This window comes from Cryptosporangium aurantiacum (genome assembly GCF_900143005.1).
Taxonomy (GTDB): domain Bacteria; phylum Actinomycetota; class Actinomycetes; order Mycobacteriales; family Cryptosporangiaceae; genus Cryptosporangium; species Cryptosporangium aurantiacum.
In genome coordinates this window covers 352,149-374,684 of record NZ_FRCS01000007.1, presented here as the reverse complement: position 1 = coordinate 374,684, position 22,536 = coordinate 352,149, and the positions used below count along the sequence as shown (strand labels likewise).

Here is a 22,536-nt window from a genome sequence, read left to right as displayed (position 1 = left end):
AACCAGGTCGCTTCCTCGCCGCCGAGGACGCCCTCCCCGACTGGCCTCGACCCGCCCCCGCGTGAGCTACCGGGTCGAACTCCACACGGCCGTGGGACGCCATGCTGGTGGCGAACAACCCGCGGGTGCGCGACGTGCTCAAGGACGGCTACCCGCAGCCGGTCGATCCGCCGGCCGGGTCATAGGCCGCTGTCCGGCGTCGTTTCGACATCGATGGTCGCACCGTCGATCGCGAGGTTGACACCGGCGTAGGGCGTATAGGTGAGGATGAGCTCGACGCCGTTCGGCAACTGAACCTTCGCCGTCGGCACGGCGCCGGGAACAAACACGGCCGGGACCGGTCTGCCGTCCATCGTGACGTCGATCCGCACGACCTCGTCCGGATCCCACCCTTTCTTGCGAAGGCTCCGGTGGTTCTCCGAGCGGGGGGCGAATACCCGGACTGCAACAAACACCACGGTCATTCGCGTCTTGAATCCGCCGACCCGCAAGCGGTAGTGGTAGACGGGGAACTCCCGGGGGAGCCGATCCTCGACCGCTACGCCCCGCAAAGTGGAGTACGGGACGGCCGTCGTCTCGGTCCGTACTGCCGATACACGTCCTGAGTCCTCCGGACGCGGACGCGGCGGAGGGCTCGGCAATGGGCTGGGGAGCGGACCGGCGGGTGGAAGCGCTTCTAACGCCGCGAGTAGGTCGAACGTCGCCGTCTTGTCCCCCGTGCGATAGGGGGTTTGGTGCAGGCCGGAGAGGTCGTCGAGTTCCGGCCCGACCACGGGAAGCTCGCCCATCCGAACCGGAAGAACGCGTCGTCGCAGGTCCCGCGCGTAGCCGTACTCGCGCCGGCACGCCTCCGACGCCATCGACCACTCCGAGAGCGCGAACACGAACGTGTCGCATTCGCGGATGTTGCGGAGGATCTCGGTCCACCATGGATCGCCGCCTGCCAGCCGCGCGTCGTACCACACGTCCATCTTGGCGTGACGCAGATCCGAGGCCATCTCGTCGACCCCGCTCCGATCCTCGCGTGCGTAGCTGATGAACACTCGCCTCGACATGGAGTGATCGTCGCAGCCGGGACCTCACACGCGGCGCATCGTGGCCCGCACGCTCTCGGTGAATCGGGCCACCAGCGGACGCTCGTCCCCGGCACGGGTGACCATCGCGACCTCCGCGCGGATCCGCAGATCGGGGAGTTCGCGATACTCGACGCCGTCGACCGGGGTGAACCCGGCGGCGCGCGGCGTGGCGTTCGCCGGTGACCGTGCCTGCGGCGTGGAGTTGAACTGCCCGACGGCGACCGCACCTCGGTGACGCTGCTGGTGGCGCTGCTCTCACCCGAGTCCCGCGGCGTGCTGCGACTCGTGTCGGCCGATCCGCGTGTGCCGCCCCGCATCAACACCGGTCTGCTCTCCGACCCGCGCGACCTGGTGCGGCTGCGGGCGGACGCCGACCTCGCCGGACGACTGGCCCGGAGCGCGCCGCTGGATGCCGTGATCAGCGGAGGTGAGCAGGGTCCCGTGGCGCCGTATCACCACCCGGTCGGTACGTGCCGGATGGGGGCGGCGGACGATTCTTCCGCGGTGGTGGACCCGGACGGGTGGGTGCACGGCGTCGAGAACCTCCGCCGCCGCGGACCGTCCGCGCCGCGGGCAGAACTACTCAGGTGCCGGACGCCCCTGAGGGACCAGGCTAGGGGCATGACGATCACTGAGCCCCGTCGATCCGCTCGCCCCGGCCGTTCGCCGCTGCTCGGGTTGTTCGCCGAGCGACGCTCGCGCTTCGACACCGCGATCCGCCCCGGCGTCACGGTGGCCGGACCGCTGCCGGCACCGTCCGAAGCGTCCGACCGGGTGGTCTGCCGGTCGCTCGACCAGGCGTCCCGCGAGTACTTCGCGTCCCGGGCGCAGAAGCGCCTGGTGGACGCGCCGTTCCCCACGTCGGCCGAGGCGGCCGACGTCGCTGGGGTGGCCGAGGTAGCCCGGCCGGCGTAGCGCGCCGGCCGGGCGCTGACCTGACCGGGCAGGGTCAGGTCAGATCGACCGCGATGGCCAGCGCACAGGCGTCACCACCGCCGTAGGTCCGGCAACCGCTCAGCGCGAAGTTCACCGCGCCCTGGCGAGTCCCGGCGCGTCCCCAGCCCCACGGATTACTCGGAATCGTGGTCGCCAGCGCGATCCAACCGCCGTAGGCGCTCACCCGGACGACGCAGTCGGTCGCACCGGTCTGCTGACAGTAGAGACGCGCCCTCGCGTCGGCTGCCGCCTGCCCGGCCCCCGTCCATGCGTACCCGTACTTGGCGGTGGACTCCGAATAGGCGATGGCTCCGTAGTACGGACCCCCCACCGCCTCCGCAGGCCCCGCCGACACCAGCGGGCTGAGCACTGCACACGCAGCGACCAGCACCAACTTCTTCACGATGTTCATCAACGCCCCCCGTTGCTCCCCGACGACTCCTGCATGAAATCACCACACGGGAGTAAAGACGACAAATCCGGGTATAACGCGCCGGATGCGCATCCAACTGTCTCCGGCGGGACCGGTCGACGGATACGCTCGGTCGGTGTTCTCGTCCCAGGGCCCGTCTGCGCGTGAGCTGTGTGTCCAGGCGCTCTCGTCGGTCGAGCACGGCTACGACCTCCTCGCCCCGAAGTTCGACTACACGCCCTACCGCACGGCGGACGTCGTTCTCGACACGACCGCCGAAGCGCTGGCCGGCCTCGGGCCGTTCACCGATGGTCTGGACGTGTGCTGCGGTACCGGCGCGGGCACGCAGGTTCTCACCACGCTGTGCCGCGGACGGATCACCGGCGTCGACTTCAGCGCCAACATGCTCGCCCAGGCGCGGGCCGCGAATCCGGACGCCTTATGGGTGCGGGCCGACGCCAGGGCCCTGCCGTTCGCCGAGCGCTTCGACCTCGCGGTCAGCTTCGGAGCGCTCGGCCACTTCCTGCCCTCCGAACGGCCGGCGCTCTTCGAGGGTGTGTACCGCGCGCTGCGACCCGGCGGGCTCTTCGCCTTCCCGATCGAGGCGCCGCCGCCCCTCACCGACAGCTGGTACTGGCAGACGCTCGGGTTCGACCTGGTCATGCGCGTCCGCAACACGGTGTGGCGGCCTCCGTTCGTCATGTACTACCGCACCAGCCGCCTACCGGCGATCCGCGCGGATCTGACGTCGGCCGGATTCAGCGTCACGGCCGACGCGCTGACCGGCGCGGGCCGGTACCGGGACGGAAGTCCGCACCGCCTGCTCGTCCTCGCGCGCAAGCCGTGATGGCCGGTGCGGGTCGGGTCGGCGCGTAGCGGACAATGAGGCGTGACCGAGAGCGCGACCGTCAACCGGACCTACAAGCTGCGTAGTGGCCGGGTTACGCCCGGTCAGCGCAGGGCCCTGGGCACGCTGGCCGACCGGTTCGCGATCCCGGCCGGTGACGCGCCCCTCGACCTGACGGAACTCTTCGGCCGTGACGCGCCCGTCGTCCTGGAGATCGGTTTCGGCATGGGCGGCACCACGCTGGAGATGGCGCAGGCCGATCCGCGTACCTGCCTGATCGCCGCCGACGTGCACGTTCCCGGCGTCGGCGCGCTGTTGCGCGGCGTCCACGAGCGTGGGCTGGACAACGTGCGGGTGCTCCACGGCGACGGCGCCCAGCTGCTGGAGCAGCGGATCCCGCCCGCGAGCCTGGCCGGCGTACGCCTCTACTTTCCCGACCCGTGGCCCAAGGCGCGGCATCACAAGCGCCGCCTGGTCGACGCCCGGTTCGCCGCGCTGGTCGCGGACCGGCTGGTCCCCGGCGGGCGGCTGCACTGCGCCACCGACTGGGAGCCCTACGCCGAGCAGATGGTCGCGGTGCTGGCTGCCGAGCCCGGCCTGGAACTCGAGCACGGCGGCCCGGTGGAGCGCCCGGCGTGGCGTCCGGAAACGAAGTACGAGACCCGCGGCCGAGCGAAGGGCCACGTCGTCGCGGACATCTTCGCGCGTCGCCCCGCACCCGCATCAGCCTGAAGCCGCGCCGGAACTAGCCGTTGCCGACGAGCCGGATCCGGCGCAGTTGCCCGATCTCCGCGGCGTTCTTCATCAGCTCCAGGTTCACCCAGGCCAGCACGTCGCCGAACGGCTGCCCGCCCGGAAACGGCCAGCTGCTGGCCGGTGCCACGGCTAGATCCTCATCACGAGCCTGATCCAGCACCGCCGACCAGTCGGCGTGGAGGCGCTCGATCCGGGCGACCGCGGCCGCGGCCGTCCCCGCCCACACGATCTGCTCGGGGGACGTTGTTTCCCGGCCGACCGCGTGCGCGTGAGCCGTTGACCACCACATGTCGACGTGCCACGTCAGCCAGCCGACGCTGACCAGCGGCGGCGGGTCCGGTTCGGTCTCGGCCCAGTCGGCGCGCCACGATCCGTCGGGCTCGCGCCGCACGGTCCAGGCCCCCGGGGACGGCAGCCAGAAGCACTCCTCGTCGCCGAGACCGGCGAGCGAGATCTCGGTCAGGGCCCACGCGATGTCGTATTGACGTCGCAGGAAGCTCAGCGGCGAGGTGTCCATCCACCGGAAGATATGCGGCCGTCCGTCCGACTCCTAGCGGTTTTGAGCGAGACGCCGCCGCGGGCGCCACCGGGATCGTCCTGGTCGCCTGAATCAGCGACAACCCAAAAGCCGTCGCGCGGCTACAGTGCCAATATGCTGCGGTCGAGCCTCACGATCGAGTCGCTGGCCGATCGCCCGGATCTCGTGGACCCGTTGGCGCGCCTGCGGTGGCAGGAGTGGGCCGACCATTCCGGCCGTGAGTCTCTGCTGTGGTGGATCCGCACCACGCAGGGCGAGGCCGGGGCCGACGGTGTGCCGGTCACGCTCGTCGCGGTTGACGCAGCGGGCGACGTCCTGGGCGGCATGGGTCTGATCACGGTGGAGCATGACGAACTCGCCGACCGGGGTCCGTGGGTGGTCGGCGTCATCGTCCGCTCGGACCAGCGCGGCCGCGGTATCGGCGGCGCACTGATGACGAGTCTGACGACCTGGGCCGCGGACGCCGGTTACGCGCGGCTGTGGGTCAACGCCGGCGGGCGGGCCGTGGACTTCTACCGCCGATGCGGCTTCACGATCACCGAGGTACTCCGGCCTCCGGGCCGTGACCCGATGACGATCCTGTCGCGTGCTGTCCCGCATGGACGCGAAGCTCGAGGTCGATGAACGCCGCGATCATCGCCCGGTAGGTGGCCTCAACGACGTCGGGGTCCGCGCCGGACTCGGTGGCGAGCGTCCGTACCTTCCCGATCACCTGCTCGACGCGGTTGGGGGCGCGCACGGCGTCCGAATCGGTCTTGAGCCGACCGGCACGTCGGACGAGTTCCTCCCGGCGGCTCAGCAATCCGACGATCTGCCGGTCGAGTTGGTCGATGCCGGCACGGATCTCCGGCAGTTGTTCGCGGCTGGTCATGGCGCACAGCGTACGGAGCGCCCAGTCGGCCCTCACGGCTCGCCTGGCCGCTACCGCCCCTCGAGGACTTTCTGGGCGTCGTATGCGACGCGGGCGGCTTCGACGTGCTTCAGGTTCGCCTGACTCCATTCCAGCATGGGCGTGACCGACTCAAGGAAAGAGACGCCCAGCGGCGTGAGCCCGTAGCTGATGTTGGGCGGCATCACATTGTGGATTGTCCGGACGAGAATGCCGTCCCGTTCCAGGCTGCGGAGTGTGACCGTGAGCATGCGTTGACTGATTCCGTCGATTCCTCGCCGCAATTCGGTGAAGCGGCGGGGCCCCGAGCCGAGGAACGAGATGACCACGAGTGACCACTTGTCGTCGATGAGTGGCCGGCATCCGGCGCGTGGTCGGTCGGCAGCGCTCATGGTTACCTCCGGGGAACCGCGGCACCCGAATGTGCCTGATTGCGCGACGCAAGGCGGCCGCGAATCATGGGTCTTGGTTCTCGAACAGTACCGAATTACCGAAGAGAACCACCATTCGCCGTGACGCAAAGGAACAATTATGTCCACATATTTACTGGTACACGGCGCCTGGCACAGTGCCGCGAGCTGGGACCGTGTGATCCCGCTGCTGGCAGGAGCCGGCCACCGGGCCCTCGCGCCGTCGCTGACCGGCCACGGCGACCGGTCCCACCTGCTCGGCCCTGACGTGGGGCTCGACACCCACATCGACGACGTCATCCGTGTGCTCCTGGAGCAGGACCTGACCGAGGTCGTGCTGGTGGGACACAGCTATGCCGGAATGGTCATCTCCGCGGTGGCGAATTTGGTTCCCGACCGGATCGCACACCTGGTTTATGTCGACGCCATGGTCCCGAACGACGGCGAAAGCGTCATCGACGTCCTGCCGTTCACCCAGCATTTGATCGACCAGGCCGCGCAGTCCGAGGCCTGGTGGCGCATCCCGCCGCTGCCGGAACTCCCTCCACCCGCAGGATTGTTCGGCGTCACCGATCCGGCGGACGTCGCCTGGCTCCGCACGATCCTGTCCGACGAACCGGTGCGCTGCTTCCAGCAAGCTGTCCGGCTCGACAATCCCTCCGCGAGCGCGATTTCGCGGACGCACATCCATTGCACGGTCGGCGCCCCGGAACGGCGGCCCGTATCTCCGGCAGAAACGGTCTGGGAACTGCCGACCGGCCACGACTGCATGGTCACGATGCCGTTCGAGCTCTCCGAGTTGTTGCTCAAACTGGCCTGACGGGTCGAAGCGCTCCGGGAAAAGCTCGAGTCCCCGTGATCCGGCTTCTCGAGGATCGTGGCCACGCCCACTACCGGAGCGTTACCGGCAGCAGCCGCAACTCGGCCCGGACGATTCCGTGGATGGTCTCCTGCCGACGCCAGTGCAACCAGGCCGTCGTCTCGGTGAGCCACAGCGCTCGGGACACCTGAAGCAACAGGTCCCACCACTCGACGGGCGGGTTGCGCAACTCCGGCGCCCCCACGAGGATCTCGGCATGAGGAGACGGCCGGGGCGGGGCGCCGCGATCGGGCTGGCGGTCGGCGCCGCGCTGGTCAGTCTGCTGATTCTGCTACCGAGCGCGCTGCAGGGTTCCTTCTACGAGATCGCCGACCCGTTGGTGTACATGGGCATTCCGCTGCTGGTCATGGGCGCTGCCATCGGCGCCGCGGTCGGAGCGTCAGCGCCGCGAGCACGCGGCGCCCGGGTCAGGAGGGAACGCCGGCCTGGTCGAGCAGGGCAGCCCCCGTCCGGTACAGCTCGACCAGGAGCGGCTCGAGAGCACGACCCGAAGCGGTGAGCCGGTACAGCGTCCGATGCGGGAAGCCCGCGCTTCGGACCCGAGATCCCGCAGGACCAGTGATCGCCACGAGCGCGACCTCGACCGGGCACTCCGCCTCCGGCCGCCGCGCCGCATCAGCGCGAACCAGCACTTTCTCGATCTCGTTGACACAGCGGAAAGCGATGATGGCGAGCCCGCCGAGGGCGCCTGCGTCGCCGGTCACACGGCGCAGATGTCGGCCAGCGTCTGCATTGCCCGGCGTTCCTTCTCCGCGAGTTCCGTGAGCAAACCCGAGGCCTGGGTCAGGTGCCCGGCCTCGCCGGATTCTCCGGCGGCCGCGATCAGCCGCGCGACCTCGGACCAGAGCGGCACGATCTCGGCGTACCTCTCGGCGCCACGCTGGAGGTCGTGAACAAGGGCGGCGCTCTCGGCGAGGAAATCGCGATACAGGACGCGAAACAGCGAACCGCCGGTGCCGCCACGTTCCATCAGCATGGCGGCGCGCGGAAGGTCGCGGGCGGGGTCGGAGGAGCGAGCGAGCCACCTCGGCACCTCCCGGGCCGCCTTGCTGATGCCGCGGTGGCCGAGGTTGGCGATCGGCGGGTTGAGGAACGCGTGGGCGTTGCTGCGGACGGCGGCCCGGATGGCGTCGCCGAGGTCGGGCCGGGAGGCGGGGCCGGAGATCGTGAACGAGAGATGGCGGGCGGCCATCGGCCCGCGTTGGCTACGGGCCCGCGCCAGGCTGTCGAGCGTGGTCGAGACGGTGCCGCCTTGCTGGGCGGTGTCGATCAGGTAGGCGCGGGTGTCGTCGTACCCGTAGAGCGCGACGACGTGACCGGCGAAGTGAACCTTCGTCGTAAAATAGTCCAAATGGTACGAGTCCAGTTGCAGGCCGACCGGCCGCCCCGCGTCGAGTGCGGTGGCCACCGTGCGCCAGGCCTTACGCGGAGAACCGGTCTCCTCGATGCGTAACGTCAGGCCGAGCCGGTCGGCGAGGGTCCGGACGATGCTGGTCGGCTTGGTACGCCCGCCGAGGAACGGAAAGTCCATGCGCTTGGCGTCCCAATAGACAAAACCCAAACCTTCACCGAGACCGAACAGCATGGGTTCGGACAGGGTGATTTTCTCGTGGCGTAGCAGCGCGCCGAGCGCGGTGGTCTCGCAGTGCTGCCCGCCGGGATACGCCACACCGTTGAGGATCATCAGCCGAACCCTGAACCCTCACACGGGGAGAGGGTCAACCCCGGCCGACCGTCCCCCGCCGACCACCCGATCGGGTGAGGCAGCCGGGTTGAGGGCTCCCCCGCCGCCCGCCGCTGGAGCATCATGAGCACGTGACCGACGCGATCACCGAGGAGCAGCTCGCCGAGCTGATCCGGACGATGGACGAGGCGGCCGACGCCTACATCCGCGGCGACATTCGCCACTACCTGACGCTCTTCGACCACCCGGCCGACTACACGCTCATGCCGCCCTACGGCGGCGAGACGACGCGCGGGTTCGAGTACACCGAGGAGAGCCTGGCCGAGACCTCTCGGTTCTTCGCCTCCGGTGAGGCCCGGCTGGACGTCGTGGAGTCCTATGTCTCCGGTGCGCTGGCCGTCCTGGTCGCGGTGGAGCGTCAGCACGGCGAGGTCGGCGGTACACCCGATCAGGACTGGTCGCTGCGGGTCACGCTGGTCTTCCGCCGGGCCGGCGACCGGTGGCAGCTCGTGCACCGGCACGCCGACCCGCTGGTGCGGCCGATCCCGTGGGAGCTGTTCTCGCGCATCGCGCGCGGAGCCGAGAGCGACGACTGAACCGTTCGCGCCCGCGGCGCTACTCACTCACTTAGAGGGGGTGGGCGGATGGCGGGTAGCGACGACGACTTACTGCGGTCGGTCGCCGCCGGTGACGCGACCGCTCTGGCCCGGCTCTACGAGCGGCACTCCGGTGCGCTGGTCGGCTACCTGCAGCGGCTCGCCGGCGACCGGATGACCGCCGAGGAGATTCTTCAGGACACGATGCTCGCGGTCTGGCGGTCGGCCGGTGCCTTCGAGGGGCGCGCGAAGGTCACGACGTGGTTGTTCGGGATCGCCCGGCGCCAGGCGCACAACCGGCTGCGCGGCCGGTCCGCACCCGAGCCCGCCCGCACGGAACTGCCCGACCGGGCCGATCACAGCGCCGGTCCGGAGGAGCTGGCGATCGCGGCGGCCGGTGGTACTCCGGTGGCCGCGGCCATCGATCGGCTGCCCGCCCACCACCGTGACGTGATCGCGCTGGTCTTCGTCGCCGGTCTGCCGCTCGCCGACGTCGCCGACGTGCTCGCGATCCCCGTCGGCACGGTCAAGAGCCGCTTGTATCACGCGCGGGCCGCCGTCGCCGCGGCGCTCGCCGCCCAGGAGGTGCCCGAATGAAAGAATGGCTGGCCGCCTACGCCGCCGGCACGTTGCGCGGCGCGGACCGCGACCGCGTCCGGGTGCACCTCGCGGACTGCCCGCGCTGTCGCGCAGACCTCGCCGCCTGGAAAAACATTGCGGACGCTCTGCGGCCGGGCACCGCTACCGCGGGCACCACCGCACCCGACCCGGAGCGGCTCGTGCGCGCGGTGCTGACTCGGAGCGCCGTCGAGAGCCCGGATCCACCGCCCGAGGGACAGGCCGCGAGACGTCTGCGGCACCTCGCCGCGCTGATGGTGGCCGAGGCGCGCCTCATCCGGCCGGCCGTGCCGATCGCGTCGGCGCTGGTGATCGCGCTCGGCGTGGTGATCGTCCTGGTCCAGGCCACGACCGGCCGCGACGCCGAGCGCACCACCGCCGGTGGCACCGCAGAGCTGGTCCTCGCCCTGATCGCCCCCATCGTCGCCGCCGCGGGTGTGGCTGGCACGTACCGCTCCGGACGTGACCCGGCCGCCGAGCTGATCGCCGCCACCCCGGGATCCGGGCTGCTGCTCCTCGTCCGGCTCGCGTTGGTGTTCGGTTACGACCTGGCGATCGCGGTCGTCGCCTCCGTCGCACTGGCCGCCGCGGACGTGGCCGACACCGCGAGCCTCAACACGCTCGTCGGCGCGTGGCTCGGGCCGATGGCGCTGCTGTCCTCGCTGAGCCTGCTGATCGCGGTCCGGTTCGGGTCGGACGTCGCGCTCAGCGCCGCCGTCGGGCTGTGGGCCGTGCGCGTGCTGGCGGGCGACGTGCTGCTGTCCCCCGACGCTCTCCCGGCGCGGGTCATCGTGACGGTCTGGTCGACGAACGCGCCTGTGCTGGCGGTCAGCGCCGCCGTCGCGCTCATCGCGCTTCTGCTGGCCGGACGTTTTGATGAACCTCGCAACGGCTGGCGCGCTACCCATCCCCTGTGAGACCACTGACCCTCTGGCGCTACGAGACACGCCGGGCAGGCGTGACGGCGCTGCTCGGCCCGCCGATCGCCGTCGCACTGAGCCTCGCCGCCGCGCTGGCGAACCCGCTGTCCGGTGAGGCGAGCACGGCCCGCGTCCTGCTCGGTGCCCTGGAAATGGCGATCCCGCTCGCGGCCGGCGTCACCTGCGCCTCGCTCGTCGGCCGCGACCCGGCCGTGGAACTGCAGCTCACGACGCCGACGCCGTACCGCTTCACGGTGCTGCGGCGCATGGCCGTCACGCTCGGGTGGGCCGCGGCCGTCGCCACGACGATGGCGTCGGTACTCATCGCGACCGGCTGGTGGGGCCGGTGGCCGGCCAACCACGGGGCGTTCGTCGGGCAGCTCACCTGGCTCGCCCCGACGCTCGGGCTGAGCGGCGCCGCCCTCGCCGCCGGCGCCGTGTTCCGCAGCCCGGCGGCGGCAGGCGCGCTGGTCACGACGGTGTGGGCGCTCCAGCAGTTCTTCGGCGAGGCCGCGCAGGAGCACCTGCCGGGCCGCCTGCTCTACCTGTTCGCGACGACGCGGGGCGCACGGCCGGACGACTGGATCGCGAACCGGCTCGTGCTGATCGGCGTGGGCGCCACGCTCACCGCGCTCGCCCTGCTTGTGTTGACCCGCTCGGAACGCCTGATCGGCGAGGAGGACGAATGATCGCCAGCCTGCGCTACGAGTTCCGTATGCAGGTCCGAAAACGCTCGGTGTGGATCGTGCCCGCGCTGAGCGTCGTGCTGTTCCTGCTGATCGGGGGCAGTCTGCTGCGCGACCTGTTCGACCCGGACGAAGCGCCTGCCGACGCGCGGACCGCGGTGCTGGGCCTCGCGGTCCAGCTCCACGCCCTGCTGACGATCGGGTTCGGCTGTCTGCTCGCCGACCGGCTCATTCGCGACGACCGCCTGCGGGTGGCGCCGATCCTGGACGCCACGCCGGCCCGGCCGGGCGCCCGCCTGCTCGGGAAGTACCTAGGGACGGCCGCCGCCACCGCGATACCGATCCTGGTGGTGTACTTCGGATTCACCGCCGCGTACGCAGTGCACACCAGCGCACCTGAAGCGTTCGGTTGGGCGCTGGTCGCCAGCGGCGTGGTCTTCGTGCCGGGCCTGCTGTTCGTGGCCGCTTTCGCGCTGGCGTTGCCGGTCGTGATGCCGGCTCCGCTGTTCCGTGTGCTGTTCGTCGGCTACTGGCTCTGGGGCAACCTGGTCGGGCCGGAGCTCATGCCCACGCTCGCGCAGACCCTCGTCTACCCGCTCGGCGGCTATCCGCTCGTCGCGCTGCTGGACTTTCACGGCATCGACGGCCAGCAGTCCCTGGCCGGTCCGGTGACCGGCGCGACGTTGAACTTCCTCCGGCCGAATCCGACGCCGTCGGTCGCGTGGCTGTCCATCGGCGTGCTGCTGGCGCTGGCGGCCGCCGTCCTCGCGGGTGGCCACGCGCTCCGCGTCCGCCGCGCCCGATGAGCCACCCAGACGAAGGGAACCCGAATGCGGATCGAAATCTCCGGCCTGATGAAGACCTACCGCGGCGGGGTGACCGCGCTCGACGGCCTCGACCTCACCGTCCCCACCGGCATGTTCGGTCTGCTCGGCGCCAACGGCGCCGGTAAGACCACGCTGATGCGGATCCTCGCGGGCATCGTGCGGCCGTCGGCAGGCCAGGTGCTCGTGGGCGCGCACGACGTCGGTACGCGTGCGGGGCGGACGGCCCTGCAACGCCACCTCGGGTACCTGCCGCAGGACCTCGGCGTCTACCCCGATCTGACGGCCCGCCAGTTCCTCGACTACATCGCCCTGCTCAAGGGCATGGACGACGGGTCGGTGCGGCGCCGGCGCGTCGGCGAGCTGCTCGAGGTCGTCGGCCTGACCACGTACGCCAACCGCCGGTTGCGGGGTTTCTCCGGGGGCATGCGGCAGCGGGTCGGCATCGCTCAGGCGCTGCTCGCCGATCCGCAGCTGTTGATCGTCGACGAGCCGACCGCGGGCCTCGACCCGGAGGAGCGGATCCGCTTCCGCACGCTGCTGTCGCAATTCGCCGGCCGACGCACGGTGCTGCTGAGCACGCACATCGTCGACGACATCGCGCAGACCTGCCGGGAGGTCGCGGTGCTGGCCAAGGGCCGGCTCATCTTCCGCGGCACGGTCGAGGAGCTGACCCGCTGCGCCGAGGGTCAGGTCTGGTCGGTCGTCACCGACGGGCCGCCGCCGACCGAGGGCACGGTCGTGTCCGCGTTGCCGCACGAGGACGGCATGCGGTACCGGATCGTGGCGCCCACTGCGCCGAGCCCCCGCGCCGGTTCGATCGAGCCCGGCCTGGAGGACGGATATCTCGCCGTCACCGCGCGGTGACCCGCGAGGCCCTACCCCTACGATCGGCGCCATGTTGGGAGTGCATTTTGCGATCACCGAGGACCAGGAACGGTCGCTGCTCGCCGCCGACGGTGACGACGACGCGGTGGCGGAGATCCTCGAAGAGCTGGAAGAGTCGTGGGACGACGACCAGCTGAAGGTCGACACGGACAAGGCGTGGATCCCGATCCACCGCTGCCTGACCGACGGAACGCTGGACCCCGACGGCGGCGCCTACCCGCTGTCCCACGCGGTGCTGGGCGGACGCCACCTGCACGAGGAGTTCTACGTCGTGTACGTGGCCGCCGCCGAGGTGCGGGACGTCGCGGAGGCCCTGCGCCCGCTCGACGAGGACTGGTTCCGTGATCGGTTCGCCGATGCGCTGCGGGGTGAGGACGACGACTTCGAGTACACGTGGACGAACTACGTCGACCTTCGGGGCTTCTACGACCGCGCCGCTGCCTCCGGACGCGCGGTGCTCTTCACCGCGACGTAAGCCCGATACCGTGCACGCATGGGACAGACACTGCAGCTGACCACGACCCTGGAGCCCCGTGGGCCGGCCGGGGCGTTCATCCTCACCGACGAGCAGGTCGCCGCGCTCGGTGAGGGGAAGAAGGTCTTCCCCGTGCAGGTCACGATCAACGAGGTGACGCTCTCGCTACGCCTGGCACGGATGGGCGGCGAGAACATGATCGGCCTCTCCAAAGCCTCCCGGGCGCAGGCCGGTGTCGAGATCGGCGCGCAGTACGACGTCCGCATCGTGGCGGAGACCGGCGAACGCACGGTCGAGGTGCCCGAGGACCTGGCCGCGGCGCTCGCGGCCGACCCCGCCGCCGACAAGGCGTTCGCCGCGCTGGCCTACTCGCACCGCAAGGAGTACGTCCGGTGGGTCACCGACGCCAAGCGGGAGGCGACTCGTTCCGATCGGATCACGAAGACCGTCGAGATGGTCCGCGAGGGCCGGACTCGCTGACGTTCAGAACAGCCAGCGGACGACCGTGCGCGCACCGTTGGCGACGCCGAGCAGGAACAGTCCGGCGGCGAGCGCGGCCAGCGCACAACCGACCTTTTCTCCCCGGCTGGCCTCGCTGACCTCGCCGCGCGCCAGCTCCGGGTAGGGAATCGACATCCGGTGCCGCGCTTCGGCGGCCGCGCGCAGGGCGTTGAGACGCTCGACGGCAGCCGGGTTGCGGGCGACGCCCGGGTCGGCGGGCCACGCCAGGCACCGCATCCGATGCAGCGGGTCCGGGGTCGCGCGCTCGAACGCGGCGACCTCGTCGGCGTCCCGGTGTTCCGCGAGGTACGACCAGCGCCCTGCCTGCGCCGCGTTTCCCTGCGCCCGGTAGGCCTCCGCGAGCTGGGCGCGGATTTCCAGGTCGAGCGGGAACGAGCCGACCAGGCCGCGGAGCCGTTGGGTCGCCATCGTGACCGAACCCGAGGCCAGCTCGGCCCGGGCTCGGGCTAGCGTCGTGTCGCGTGGCACAGGCACCCCCGGCGTGTTTCGGGCCCCCTGCCCTCTGCGAGAAGCGTAGGACCCGGCACCACGTCGTTTTGTGCCCCGCTAGCCGACCACGTCTTCCGGGCTCGCCGCGGCCCGGAAGCCCGTGCTGGCGCCCCACATCTCGGCGAACCGGCCGCCGTCGATGCGGAAGATCTCGAACAGCTCGGGCGCTGCGCCGCTCGTGATGCCTTCGACGGTCGAGCGGACGGCGGCCCTGTCACCGTCGACCAGGATGTCCTGGGCCACGACGCGGATCTCGGGGTAGCGGGCCGTGAGCATGCGCCAGGCGTCCCTGCCCGCCGCGAACCCGGTGGCGCCGAGCGGATGGCTGTAGAACCCGGGCGTGTGCAGGTCAGCGGCGCGGTCGAACTGGCGGCTGTTGAAGCACTCCTGCATCTGCCGGATCAAGGCGGCGGTGTCCTCGTGCGTGGTCATCGGCATGGCTCCTAAACGGTGCGTCGCCCCGGTTATCGAGGTCGAGCCTAACCGGGGCGACGCACCGGTTAAGGTGTTTCCACAATGTCCGGCAAACCGAACGAGCTGCGCGCCGACGCACGCCGCAATCGGGAGCGGGTGCTGCGTACGGCGCAGCAGATGTTCGCCCAGGAGGGTCTGAACGTCTCGCTCGACGAGATCGCGCGCCGCGCGGGCGTCGGCCCCGGCACCGTCCATCGGCACTTCCCGGCCAAGGAAGCGCTGTACCTCGCGGTCGCGACCGACATGCTGCAGCAGTTGGTGGACGAGGCAGAACGGCTTGCCGCGGGCGACGACCCCGCGGCTCTATTCACGCTGCTGTCCCGGATGATGGCCGCGGGTGCGGAGAACGCGGCCGTGAAGAGCGCGCTGGCGGCCGCCGAGTTCGACCTGCGCACCGCGGCGCCCGACCTCGCGGCGGACCTCGCGCGTCACGTCGAAGGCCTGCTCGGCCGCGCGCACGCGGCCGGCACGGTCCGCACCGACGCCACCACGGACGAGGTGATGGCGCTGGTCGCGGGCGCGTTCGCCGCGATCCGCCACGCCGGGGCGGAGACCAGCCGCCGGCGCTCCGCGCACCTCGCCGGGATCATCCTCGACGGGCTGCGCCCGGTTGCGCGGTGAGCCCCGGTGTCACACGGGCGGCGCCCGCGGTGTCTTGAGGCCGAATCGGCATCAACGAGGGAGACACCGTGACTGCGCACACCGAGGTCCTCGTCGTCGGCGGCGGGTACGCCGGCGTCATGGCGGCCAACCGCCTGACGCAACGCGACGACGTATCCGTGACGCTGATCAACCCGCGTCCGACCTTCGTCCCGCGGCTTCGCCTGCACCAGCTGGTGGCCGGGACCCATGACGCGGTCGTCGACTATCGCGACGTCCTGGCCGACCGCGTCCGGCTGGTCGTCGACACCGCGACCCGCATCGACGCGGCCGGGCGCAGTGTGACGCTCACGAACGGCCGCGCGGCCGGCTACGACCACCTGATCTACGCGGTGGGCAGCCACAGTATCGAGGCGCGTGTGCCCGGGGCGGACGAGTTCGCCCATCCGATCGCGACACTGGAGGCGGCACAGCGGCTGCGGTCGATTGTCGAAGCCGTCCCCGCGACGGCCGCGCTGACCGTCATCGGAGCCGGTCCGACCGGCCTCGAGACGGCCGCCGAGCTGGCAGAACAGGGCCGACGGGTGACGCTGGTCAGCGGCGGAGTGCTCGGCCCGTACCTGCACCCGCGGGCCCGGCGCACGGCGTCCCGGCGGTTCGCCGCGCTCGGGGTCACGGTGGTCGACGGTCCTGACGCGAAGGTCACCGCGGTCACCCGGGACAGTGTGCACCTCCGGGACGGCCGGGAATTGCCGAGCGCGGTCACCATCTGGACCGCCGGCTTCGGCGTGCCCGACCTGGCCACGCGCAGCGGATTGCGCACCGATAACGCCGGGCGCCTAGTCACCGACGAGACGCTGACCAGCGTCGACGACGAGCACATCGTCGCGGCCGGGGATTCGGCAGCACCGTCCGGCCTGCCGTTCCGGATGAGCGCCTACGCCGCCGGTTGCCTGGGCGCACACGCCGCGGACACCGTGCTCCGCCGGCTCGCCGGTACACCGCCCACGGCCGCCCGCGTGTTCTTTCCCGCCATGTGCATCAGCTTCGGCCGCGGCGCCGGTATCTACCAGATCGCGCACCGGGACGACACCGCGATGCGGCTCTTCGTCAGCGGCCGTCCCGGCGCGAAGCTCAAGGAATTCGCCTGCGAGTCCAGCGTCAAACACCTGATCAACGAAGCCCGCAAGCCCGGCTCGCACCGCTGGCTCAAGAACGACAACCGGCCGCAGCTGTTGGCGGGCGCTCCGGCCTGAGCCGACCCCGCGATCGCGGTCAGGCCGTCGCCGCGACGGCCGTCCGCGATCAGTGCGTCGAGCCTGGTCGAAGCCGCCCCCGTAGAGCCTCGGCGAGGAGGTCGACCTGGTCCGGGTCGGGGTCGTTGCCGGTGAGGATGAGCTCGTCGCAGCCGTGCTTCGCGAACTCCGCGACGGTCGCGGCGATCTGGTCGGCCGACGTGAGCGCGGTCTCGACGCCCTCCCGGGCCCAGTCCTCGCCCGCGAACGCGTAGTACGGGGCGATCGCGCGGTCGACCGCGGCCTTCGCGTCGGGGCCGAGCGCGAACATCGCGGACGCCACGACCCGGGGCGCGCCGGTGCGGCCCGCCGCCGCCCAGGCGGCCCGTAGCGCCGGGACGAACTCGTCCAGGTCCTGGACCGACGCGGTGCCGGCGAGCCAGCCCGCTCCCCTAGCCGCGGTGCGGCGGAGCGCCGCCGCCGACGTACCGCCGAACAACAGCGGCGGGCCACCGGTGGTAGCGGGCGGTAAGCCGAGCCCCGCGCGGTCGTTGAAGGCGTCGTCCAACTGGAGGAGCAGGTCGTCGAAGCGCGCGCCACGGGTCCGGTAGGGCACGCCGGACGCGGTGAAGTCGTCCTCCCGGAAGCCGGTCGCCAGCCCGAGCCGGAGCCGGTCCGGGCCGGCGAGGTGGTCCAGGGTCAGGACCGACTTGGCGAACAGCAGCGGGTTGGCCCGTAGGGGTGCGAGCAGCACGCTGGTCTGCAGGCGGATGCGATCTGTGGCGCCCGCGACGGCGGCGAGCACGGTGAGCGGCTCGGGCGTCGACCACAGCAGACGGTCGCTCACCGCCACCGAGCCGAAGCCGTGCGCCTCGGCGCGCCGTGCCCACTCCACGAACCGCCGTCCGTCGCCCCAGGGGGCGTGGGTGGGCAGTCCGATTCCGATGTCCATCGTGCTCCTCACGCGATCAGGTCGGCCAGCGCGTCGACGGGCAGCACCCCGCTGACCGGCGGTGCTCCGTCGATCACCAGCGACGGCACGCCGGTGACGCCGCTGCTGCGGGCGGCGCGTTCGTCGGCGCGCACGTCGGCACCGAACGCGCTGCCGGCCAGCGTCGAGCGGACGTCTCGCCGCTCCAGACCCGCTGCGACGCCGATGTCTTCGAGGACCGCGTGGTCAGCGATGTTCCGGCCTTCGGTGTGGTAGCCGAACAGCACGGCCTCCAGCACCTCGTCGTCGCGGTCGTGCGCCGCGGCGAGCTTGACCAGGCGGTGGGCGTCGAAGGAGTTGACCGGCCGGGCCAGGTGCAGGTTGAGCTCCACGCCTTCGGAAGCGCCTGTGGCGCGGATCTCGGCGATCCGCGCCTCGGCGTTGCGGCCCCACCAGGACGCGTCGGCCATCTGCTCCGCGGCGGTCGTGCCGGGCTCCCGGCTCAGCGCCGGCGCGAGTTCGAACGCACGGCGGTGGACGCTACCCGGCCGGCCGGCCGTCGCGGCCCGTAACCGGCGGTGGCCGATGTAGCACCAGGGGCAGAGCACGTCGGCGTAATAGTTCACGTGTGAATTATTCACGGGTGAAGAGTAGGGAGCCGATCGTTCACGCGTCAACAGTTCGTTCGTAGACTCAGCGGCGTGGCGGCGACCGAGGACCAACTGGCGGCATGGCGTGCGCTGTACCGCGCGGACTCACTGCTCTTCGCGCACCTCAACAACCAGCTGCGGGCCAACGTCGGCCTGACCTACTTCGAACGTGAGGTGCTGGCCGCCCTCGACCGGTTCGACGGCCGCCTCCGGATGGCCCCCCTCGCCGACGAGGTGATGCTCTCCCGCAGCGGCGCGACCCGGCTGGTCGGCAAGATGGAGAAGGACGGCTGGGTGGTCCGCACCACCAGCGCCGCGGACCGGCGCGCGACGTGGGCCGAGCTGACCCCCGCCGGGCGCGACCGGCTCGCCGCCGCGCGGCCAGTCGTCGACGCGGTCGTGTCGACGTACTTCGCCGACCACATCGGAGCGACCGACCTCCGCCGGACCGCGGACGCCCTGCGCAGGCTCGCCGACGCGAACCCTGGCATCGGGGAGTTCGAGTGCGGGCTCTAAATGGGATACCGTGACGGCATTCGCGTGACCCAGATCACAGCCTCACCGAGGAGGCGTCGTGTCCCGGACGACCGCGTTATGCACCCTCCTGACCGCCGTCCTGGTGGGCGCGCTGGCCGCCCCGGCCGCGGCCCCGGGTAAGGGGGCCACGGACCAGCCGCAGCTGAGCTCCCGCAGCGCGCCGATCCTCACGATCGACGGCCTGCGCTTCCGTGACCTCGACCGGAACGGCGCGCTGACGCCCTACGAGGACTGGCGGCTGCTCCCCGAGTACCGTGCCGACGACCTGATCCGCCGGATGACGCTGGTGCAGAAGGCCGGGCTGCTCGTGCACGGCACGCTCCCGGCCACCGAGACCGGATACGACCGGCAGCAACTCGGCACGCTGATCGGCGCCCGGCACGTCAACACGTTCATCACCCGGCTCGCGCTCGCCCCGGAGGCCCTGGCCACCGCGAACAACACCGTGCAGGAAGTCGCGGAGGAAGCGAACCTCGGCATCCCGGCCGTCATCTCGTCCGACCCGCGCAACGGCTTCTCGGTGACCGAGGGCCAAACCGTCGGCGGAGTCGGCACCACCGCAATGCCCGACGCGATCGGCTGGGCCGCCACCGGCAACCCCGCGCTGACCCGGCAACTCGCCGACATCGTCCGGCAGGAGTACCGCGCGGTCGGCATCACCGAGGGCCTCTCACCGCAGGCCGACCTGGCCACCGAACCGCGGTGGACGCGCGTCAACGGCACGTTCGGCTCCGACCCGCGCACCGCCCGGCGGCACGTGCAGGCCTACGTCTCCGGCCTGCAGCACGGCGACGACGGCCTCGGGCCGCACAGCGTCGCGACGGTCACCAAGCACTGGGTCGGCTACGGCGCCCAGGACAACGGCTACGACAGCCACTACTACTACGGACGCTACGCGACGTTCCCCGGCAACAACTTCGCCGCGCACATCGTGCCGTTCACCGGCGCGTTCGAGGCCGAGACCGCCGGGATCATGCCGACGTACTCGATCCTGCGGAACCTCGTGGTCCGGGGGCATCGGGTCGAGCAGGTCGGGGCGGGCTTCAACAGCTTCCTGCTGAAGAACCTGCTGCGCGGCCGCTACGGCTTCGACGGCGTCATCGTCTCGGACTGGGCGATCACCGGCGACTGCCCCCAGGCCTGCCGCGACAACCGGCCGCCGGCGTTCTTCGTCGGGCCCTGGGGCGCGGGCATGCCGTGGGGCGTCGAGAACCTGACCGTCGTCCAGCGGTTCGCGCGGGCGATCAACGCGGGCGTCGACCAGATCGGCGGATCGAACGAGCCGCGGAACGTGACCCAGGCGGTCAACGCGGGCCTGATCAGCAACGCCCGGGTGAACGAAGCCGCGCGGCGCGTCCTGATTCAGAAGTTCCAGCTCGGGCTGTTCGAGAACCCGTACGTCGACCCCGCCGCCGCGGCCCGGCTCTCCGGCAACCCGCGGTTCCAGGCCGTCGGCGACCGGGCGCAGGCCGCGTCGCTCACGCTCCTGACGAACCGGAAGCGGACGCTACCGGCCCGCGCCGGCCGCACGGTGTACCTGTCCGGGGTCAGCCCGCAGGCGGCGCAGACCGCGGGGCTGAAGGTCACCAGCGATCCGGCGAAGGCCGACCTGGCGATCGTCCGGCTCGCCGATCCGCGCAGCGGCACCGGCACGCTCGGCCTGACGTTCACCGGCACCGAACCCGACTACCAGGCGTTCCGCCGCGCGGTCGCGGCGGGTGTCCCGACTGTCGCGGTTCCGAAACTCGACCGTCCGTTGGTGCTCACGAACGTTGTCGACCGCGCCTCGGCGGTACTGGCCGATTACGGCGTGTCGGACGACGTCCTGCTGGCCACCGTGCTCGGGCAGCGGACGCCGGGCGGGAGGCTGCCGTTCGAGTTGCCGTCGTCGCAGGTCGCGGCGGATCGGCAGCTCGAGGACGTGCCGGACGACTCGTCGGCGCCGCTGTTCCGGCGGGGGCACGGGCTCTCGTACCGGTAAGAGCCTCTCACTGCCGTGATGGGCCGATTAGCCCGTGCGGGGGTCGACCGAAGGGTGCTAAAACAGGGCGAATAGTGCGTAGTGCGGCAAGTCGGCGTCTCGGTTGCTACGAAAGCTGCTCGTATCCGCTTTGTCCGTTAAGACAGATCGGAGACGAGAGATGACTCGCAAGCCCGGACGCGTCGGCCTCGCGATAGTCGGCGTGGCACTGGCCGCCGGCACCACGATGACACTCGGCGCTCCCGCGCTGGCCGACCCTGCGGACCCGGAGGCACCGGAGACCGTTGCCGCCCCGGCAGTGCCCGCGGCCCCCGCCGCGCCTGCCGCGCCTGCCGCTCCCGCGGCGGTGGCCGACTGGAACGCCGGAGCCGCCACCAACCAGACCGCGGCCACCCAGACCGCGGCCACCCAGACCGCGGCCGCCCAGGCCGGGGCCACCCAGACCGGGGCCGCGCAGACTGGGGCCGCGCAGACTGGGGCCGATCAGAGCACGACCGCCCAGAGCGGAGCCACGCAAAGCGGGGCCGATCAGAGCACGAGCGCGGCCACCCAGGCCGGGGCTGACCAGGGCACGACCGCGCAGAGCGGGACCGCGCCGACCGGGGCCGATCAGGGTGCCACTGCGCAGAGCGGAGCCGTGCAGAGCGCCGGCTGGACCCAGCAGAACGTCGCCGGCAACCGCGCCGGGGAGGGCGACGGGGACGGGGACGACGACGAGGGCCGCCGCGACGGAAGCCGCCGCGATGCTCGGCAGGACCAGAGCGGCCAGGAGGGCCGGAACACCACCGACCGCGGCACCACCGACGGGCAGGGCCGCCAGGGCCAGAACGAGGGCCAACGGCGCGAGGGCCGCAACGGCACCGACAGCCAGGACGGGCGCAACGACGGCGACAGCACCGACGGCCACGAGGGTCGCGAAGGCCGCGAGGGTCGCGAAGGCCGTGAGGGTCGGGAAGGCCGCAACAGCCAGGACGGCCAGGAAGGCCGCAACGGCACGGACGGCCAGGACGCGCGGGACGGCCGCGGAGACCGGGACGGACGCGAAGGCCGCGGGCAGGACGGCCAGGACGGGCGCGAGGGTCGCGACGGCCGGGACGGCCGCGAGGGCCGGGACGGACGCGAAGGCCGCGAGGGCCGGGACGGACGCGACGGACGGGATGGGCGCGACGGCCGGGATGGCCGTGACGGGCGGGAGGCTCGGGACTCGCGCTATGAGCACAGCCGCGAGTGGCGCTACCGCGGACACCGGCGCGGCGAGCGCGTGACCGGCGAGTGGTACCGCGGCCGCAGCTGGTCGCACGGCGAGTACTGGGAGAGCGGCTCGAACTGGTACCGCGGCAGCAGCTACCACCGCGGCCACGGCTGGGACTCCACCGGCGGCTGGGGCTGGTCCGAGCGCGGCCGCTACGGTGACCGCGTCGCCTCGTTCCACCGCGGCTACCGCGGCTGCCAGCGCGCCGGTTACCTCGGGGTCCTCCGCGGCTGGTGGGACGACTTCAGCTGCGACTACACCCGCTTCGGCTGGGCCGGCTGGAACTACTTCGGGTTCGGTCCGGTCGACTGGCGCTACCGCGGCACCTGGGTCCTCCGCGTCGACGACTTCGACGTCTACTGATCCGAGCGGGAGCCGATCGAGTTGCAACTAAGTGTGGTGTGGGCGGGCGCCCACACCACACTTTGTT

General features: G+C 71.5%; 30 protein-coding genes. 18 read left to right on the top strand and 12 right to left on the bottom strand.

Annotated features, from left to right (window positions below; translation table 11 throughout):
• Nucleotides 1–179: 179 nt before the first annotated feature.
• The gene (locus tag BUB75_RS24555; protein WP_084741652.1) at nucleotides 180–1,055 is read right to left on the bottom strand and encodes a toll/interleukin-1 receptor domain-containing protein; all 876 of its coding nucleotides are present in this window, start codon (nucleotides 1,053–1,055) and stop codon (nucleotides 180–182) included.
• 252 nt (nucleotides 1,056–1,307) lie between these two features.
• Between BUB75_RS24555 and BUB75_RS24545 the strand changes: the two genes are divergently transcribed.
• On the top strand, nucleotides 1,308–1,991 hold the full coding sequence (locus tag BUB75_RS24545; protein ID WP_073260139.1) for a GMC oxidoreductase: 684 nt from the start codon (nucleotides 1,308–1,310) through the stop codon (nucleotides 1,989–1,991).
• Between the two features lie 34 nt (nucleotides 1,992–2,025).
• On the opposite strand, the gene BUB75_RS24540 is transcribed toward BUB75_RS24545, so the two are convergent.
• Complete coding sequence (locus BUB75_RS24540) at nucleotides 2,026–2,424, bottom strand: DUF4189 domain-containing protein (RefSeq protein WP_073260138.1); 399 nt, start codon at nucleotides 2,422–2,424, stop codon at nucleotides 2,026–2,028.
• 136 nt (nucleotides 2,425–2,560) lie between these two features.
• Between BUB75_RS24540 and BUB75_RS24535 the strand changes: the two genes are divergently transcribed.
• Together BUB75_RS24535 and trmB are read left to right on the top strand one after the other, a co-directional pair.
• The gene (locus BUB75_RS24535; protein WP_073260265.1) at nucleotides 2,561–3,271 is read left to right on the top strand and encodes a class I SAM-dependent methyltransferase; all 711 of its coding nucleotides are present in this window, start codon (nucleotides 2,561–2,563) and stop codon (nucleotides 3,269–3,271) included.
• 42 nt (nucleotides 3,272–3,313) lie between these two features.
• Nucleotides 3,314–4,003: a tRNA (guanosine(46)-N7)-methyltransferase TrmB gene (gene trmB / locus BUB75_RS24530; protein WP_073260137.1), complete on the top strand. Its 690-nt coding sequence runs from the start codon at nucleotides 3,314–3,316 to the stop codon at nucleotides 4,001–4,003.
• Nucleotides 4,004–4,016: 13 nt separating this feature from the next.
• Here trmB and BUB75_RS24525 read toward each other — a convergent pair whose 3' ends face one another.
• The gene (locus BUB75_RS24525; protein ID WP_073260136.1) at nucleotides 4,017–4,544 is read right to left on the bottom strand and encodes a DinB family protein; all 528 of its coding nucleotides are present in this window, start codon (nucleotides 4,542–4,544) and stop codon (nucleotides 4,017–4,019) included.
• A gap of 135 nt (nucleotides 4,545–4,679) precedes the next feature.
• On the opposite strand from BUB75_RS24525, the gene BUB75_RS24520 reads away from it, so the two are divergent.
• Complete coding sequence (locus BUB75_RS24520) at nucleotides 4,680–5,189, top strand: GNAT family N-acetyltransferase (protein WP_073260135.1); 510 nt, start codon at nucleotides 4,680–4,682, stop codon at nucleotides 5,187–5,189.
• On the opposite strand, the gene BUB75_RS24515 is transcribed toward BUB75_RS24520, so the two are convergent.
• On the bottom strand, nucleotides 5,101–5,436 hold the full coding sequence (locus tag BUB75_RS24515; RefSeq protein WP_073260134.1) for a chorismate mutase: 336 nt from the start codon (nucleotides 5,434–5,436) through the stop codon (nucleotides 5,101–5,103). The two genes, BUB75_RS24520 and BUB75_RS24515, sit on opposite strands and share 89 nt — an antisense overlap.
• Before the next feature lie 50 nt (nucleotides 5,437–5,486).
• On the bottom strand, nucleotides 5,487–5,846 hold the full coding sequence (locus BUB75_RS24510; RefSeq protein ID WP_073260133.1) for a winged helix-turn-helix transcriptional regulator: 360 nt from the start codon (nucleotides 5,844–5,846) through the stop codon (nucleotides 5,487–5,489).
• Nucleotides 5,847–5,985: 139 nt separating this feature from the next.
• Between BUB75_RS24510 and BUB75_RS24505 the strand changes: the two genes are divergently transcribed.
• Entirely contained in the window at nucleotides 5,986–6,684 is a 699-nt protein-coding gene (locus tag BUB75_RS24505) for an alpha/beta fold hydrolase (protein WP_073260132.1), read from the top strand.
• Between the two features lie 70 nt (nucleotides 6,685–6,754).
• On the opposite strand, the gene BUB75_RS46435 is transcribed toward BUB75_RS24505, so the two are convergent.
• The 3 genes from BUB75_RS46435 to BUB75_RS24495 all read right to left on the bottom strand — a co-directional run bounded on the left by BUB75_RS46435 (nucleotide 6,755) and on the right by BUB75_RS24495 (nucleotide 8,428).
• Nucleotides 6,755–6,928 carry a hypothetical protein gene (locus tag BUB75_RS46435; RefSeq protein ID WP_178379968.1) on the bottom strand — a complete coding sequence of 58 codons (174 nt, stop codon included), beginning with the start codon at nucleotides 6,926–6,928 and terminating at the stop codon, nucleotides 6,755–6,757.
• Nucleotides 6,929–7,151: 223 nt separating this feature from the next.
• Nucleotides 7,152–7,409, bottom strand: a complete 258-nt coding sequence (locus BUB75_RS24500; RefSeq protein ID WP_342761156.1) for a hypothetical protein — start codon at nucleotides 7,407–7,409, stop codon at nucleotides 7,152–7,154.
• Between the two features lie 35 nt (nucleotides 7,410–7,444).
• Complete coding sequence (locus tag BUB75_RS24495; RefSeq protein ID WP_073260130.1) at nucleotides 7,445–8,428, bottom strand: BtrH N-terminal domain-containing protein; 984 nt, start codon at nucleotides 8,426–8,428, stop codon at nucleotides 7,445–7,447.
• A gap of 131 nt (nucleotides 8,429–8,559) precedes the next feature.
• Between BUB75_RS24495 and BUB75_RS24490 the strand changes: the two genes are divergently transcribed.
• Genes BUB75_RS24490 through BUB75_RS24455 form a run of 8 tightly spaced genes read left to right on the top strand, consistent with a single transcriptional unit; the run spans nucleotide 8,560 to nucleotide 13,915 of the window.
• A complete protein-coding gene (locus tag BUB75_RS24490) occupies nucleotides 8,560–9,024 on the top strand; it encodes a YybH family protein (protein ID WP_218617739.1) in 465 nt (154 codons plus the stop codon).
• A gap of 48 nt (nucleotides 9,025–9,072) precedes the next feature.
• Entirely contained in the window at nucleotides 9,073–9,621 is a 549-nt protein-coding gene (locus BUB75_RS24485; RefSeq protein ID WP_073260128.1) for an RNA polymerase sigma factor, read from the top strand.
• On the top strand, nucleotides 9,618–10,559 hold the full coding sequence (locus BUB75_RS24480; protein WP_073260127.1) for an anti-sigma factor family protein: 942 nt from the start codon (nucleotides 9,618–9,620) through the stop codon (nucleotides 10,557–10,559). The genes BUB75_RS24485 and BUB75_RS24480 overlap by 4 nt, the downstream gene beginning before the upstream one ends.
• On the top strand, nucleotides 10,556–11,251 hold the full coding sequence (locus BUB75_RS24475; RefSeq protein ID WP_143175379.1) for a hypothetical protein: 696 nt from the start codon (nucleotides 10,556–10,558) through the stop codon (nucleotides 11,249–11,251). The genes BUB75_RS24480 and BUB75_RS24475 overlap by 4 nt, the downstream gene beginning before the upstream one ends.
• Nucleotides 11,248–12,054, top strand: a complete 807-nt coding sequence (locus tag BUB75_RS24470; protein ID WP_073260125.1) for a hypothetical protein — start codon at nucleotides 11,248–11,250, stop codon at nucleotides 12,052–12,054. Before BUB75_RS24475 ends, BUB75_RS24470 begins: the two co-directional genes overlap by 4 nt.
• A gap of 24 nt (nucleotides 12,055–12,078) precedes the next feature.
• Nucleotides 12,079–12,939: an ABC transporter ATP-binding protein gene (locus BUB75_RS24465; protein WP_073260124.1), complete on the top strand. Its 861-nt coding sequence runs from the start codon at nucleotides 12,079–12,081 to the stop codon at nucleotides 12,937–12,939.
• A 31-nt stretch (nucleotides 12,940–12,970) separates the two neighbouring features.
• Entirely contained in the window at nucleotides 12,971–13,435 is a 465-nt protein-coding gene (locus BUB75_RS24460; RefSeq protein WP_073260123.1) for a YfbM family protein, read from the top strand.
• Between the two features lie 18 nt (nucleotides 13,436–13,453).
• Nucleotides 13,454–13,915 carry a YdeI/OmpD-associated family protein gene (locus tag BUB75_RS24455; protein WP_073260122.1) on the top strand — a complete coding sequence of 154 codons (462 nt, stop codon included), beginning with the start codon at nucleotides 13,454–13,456 and terminating at the stop codon, nucleotides 13,913–13,915.
• A gap of 3 nt (nucleotides 13,916–13,918) precedes the next feature.
• Here BUB75_RS24455 and BUB75_RS24450 read toward each other — a convergent pair whose 3' ends face one another.
• Nucleotides 13,919–14,425, bottom strand: coding sequence for a DUF6584 family protein (locus BUB75_RS24450; RefSeq protein ID WP_084741649.1), 507 nt, complete (start codon nucleotides 14,423–14,425; stop codon nucleotides 13,919–13,921).
• A 78-nt stretch (nucleotides 14,426–14,503) separates the two neighbouring features.
• The gene (locus tag BUB75_RS24445; RefSeq protein ID WP_073260264.1) at nucleotides 14,504–14,878 is read right to left on the bottom strand and encodes a nuclear transport factor 2 family protein; all 375 of its coding nucleotides are present in this window, start codon (nucleotides 14,876–14,878) and stop codon (nucleotides 14,504–14,506) included.
• Nucleotides 14,879–14,962: 84 nt separating this feature from the next.
• Between BUB75_RS24445 and BUB75_RS24440 the strand changes: the two genes are divergently transcribed.
• Together BUB75_RS24440 and BUB75_RS24435 are read left to right on the top strand one after the other, a co-directional pair.
• Nucleotides 14,963–15,541, top strand: a complete 579-nt coding sequence (locus BUB75_RS24440; protein WP_073260120.1) for a TetR/AcrR family transcriptional regulator — start codon at nucleotides 14,963–14,965, stop codon at nucleotides 15,539–15,541.
• Nucleotides 15,542–15,609: 68 nt separating this feature from the next.
• The gene (locus BUB75_RS24435) at nucleotides 15,610–16,776 is read left to right on the top strand and encodes an NAD(P)/FAD-dependent oxidoreductase (RefSeq protein WP_073260119.1); all 1,167 of its coding nucleotides are present in this window, start codon (nucleotides 15,610–15,612) and stop codon (nucleotides 16,774–16,776) included.
• A 49-nt stretch (nucleotides 16,777–16,825) separates the two neighbouring features.
• Here BUB75_RS24435 and BUB75_RS24430 read toward each other — a convergent pair whose 3' ends face one another.
• Both BUB75_RS24430 and BUB75_RS24425 read right to left on the bottom strand, forming a co-directional pair.
• Nucleotides 16,826–17,707: an LLM class flavin-dependent oxidoreductase gene (locus tag BUB75_RS24430; RefSeq protein ID WP_073260118.1), complete on the bottom strand. Its 882-nt coding sequence runs from the start codon at nucleotides 17,705–17,707 to the stop codon at nucleotides 16,826–16,828.
• A gap of 8 nt (nucleotides 17,708–17,715) precedes the next feature.
• Entirely contained in the window at nucleotides 17,716–18,312 is a 597-nt protein-coding gene (locus BUB75_RS24425) for a DsbA family oxidoreductase (protein WP_073260117.1), read from the bottom strand.
• Between the two features lie 75 nt (nucleotides 18,313–18,387).
• Here BUB75_RS24425 and BUB75_RS24420 point away from each other — a divergent pair, with 75 nt between their 5' ends.
• From BUB75_RS24420 to BUB75_RS24410, 3 genes are all read left to right on the top strand, one after another.
• Nucleotides 18,388–18,852: a MarR family winged helix-turn-helix transcriptional regulator gene (locus BUB75_RS24420; protein WP_073260116.1), complete on the top strand. Its 465-nt coding sequence runs from the start codon at nucleotides 18,388–18,390 to the stop codon at nucleotides 18,850–18,852.
• A 58-nt stretch (nucleotides 18,853–18,910) separates the two neighbouring features.
• The gene (locus BUB75_RS24415; RefSeq protein WP_073260115.1) at nucleotides 18,911–20,854 is read left to right on the top strand and encodes a glycoside hydrolase family 3 protein; all 1,944 of its coding nucleotides are present in this window, start codon (nucleotides 18,911–18,913) and stop codon (nucleotides 20,852–20,854) included.
• 160 nt (nucleotides 20,855–21,014) lie between these two features.
• Nucleotides 21,015–22,469, top strand: a complete 1,455-nt coding sequence (locus BUB75_RS24410; RefSeq protein ID WP_073260114.1) for a hypothetical protein — start codon at nucleotides 21,015–21,017, stop codon at nucleotides 22,467–22,469.
• Nucleotides 22,470–22,536 lie beyond the last annotated feature (67 nt).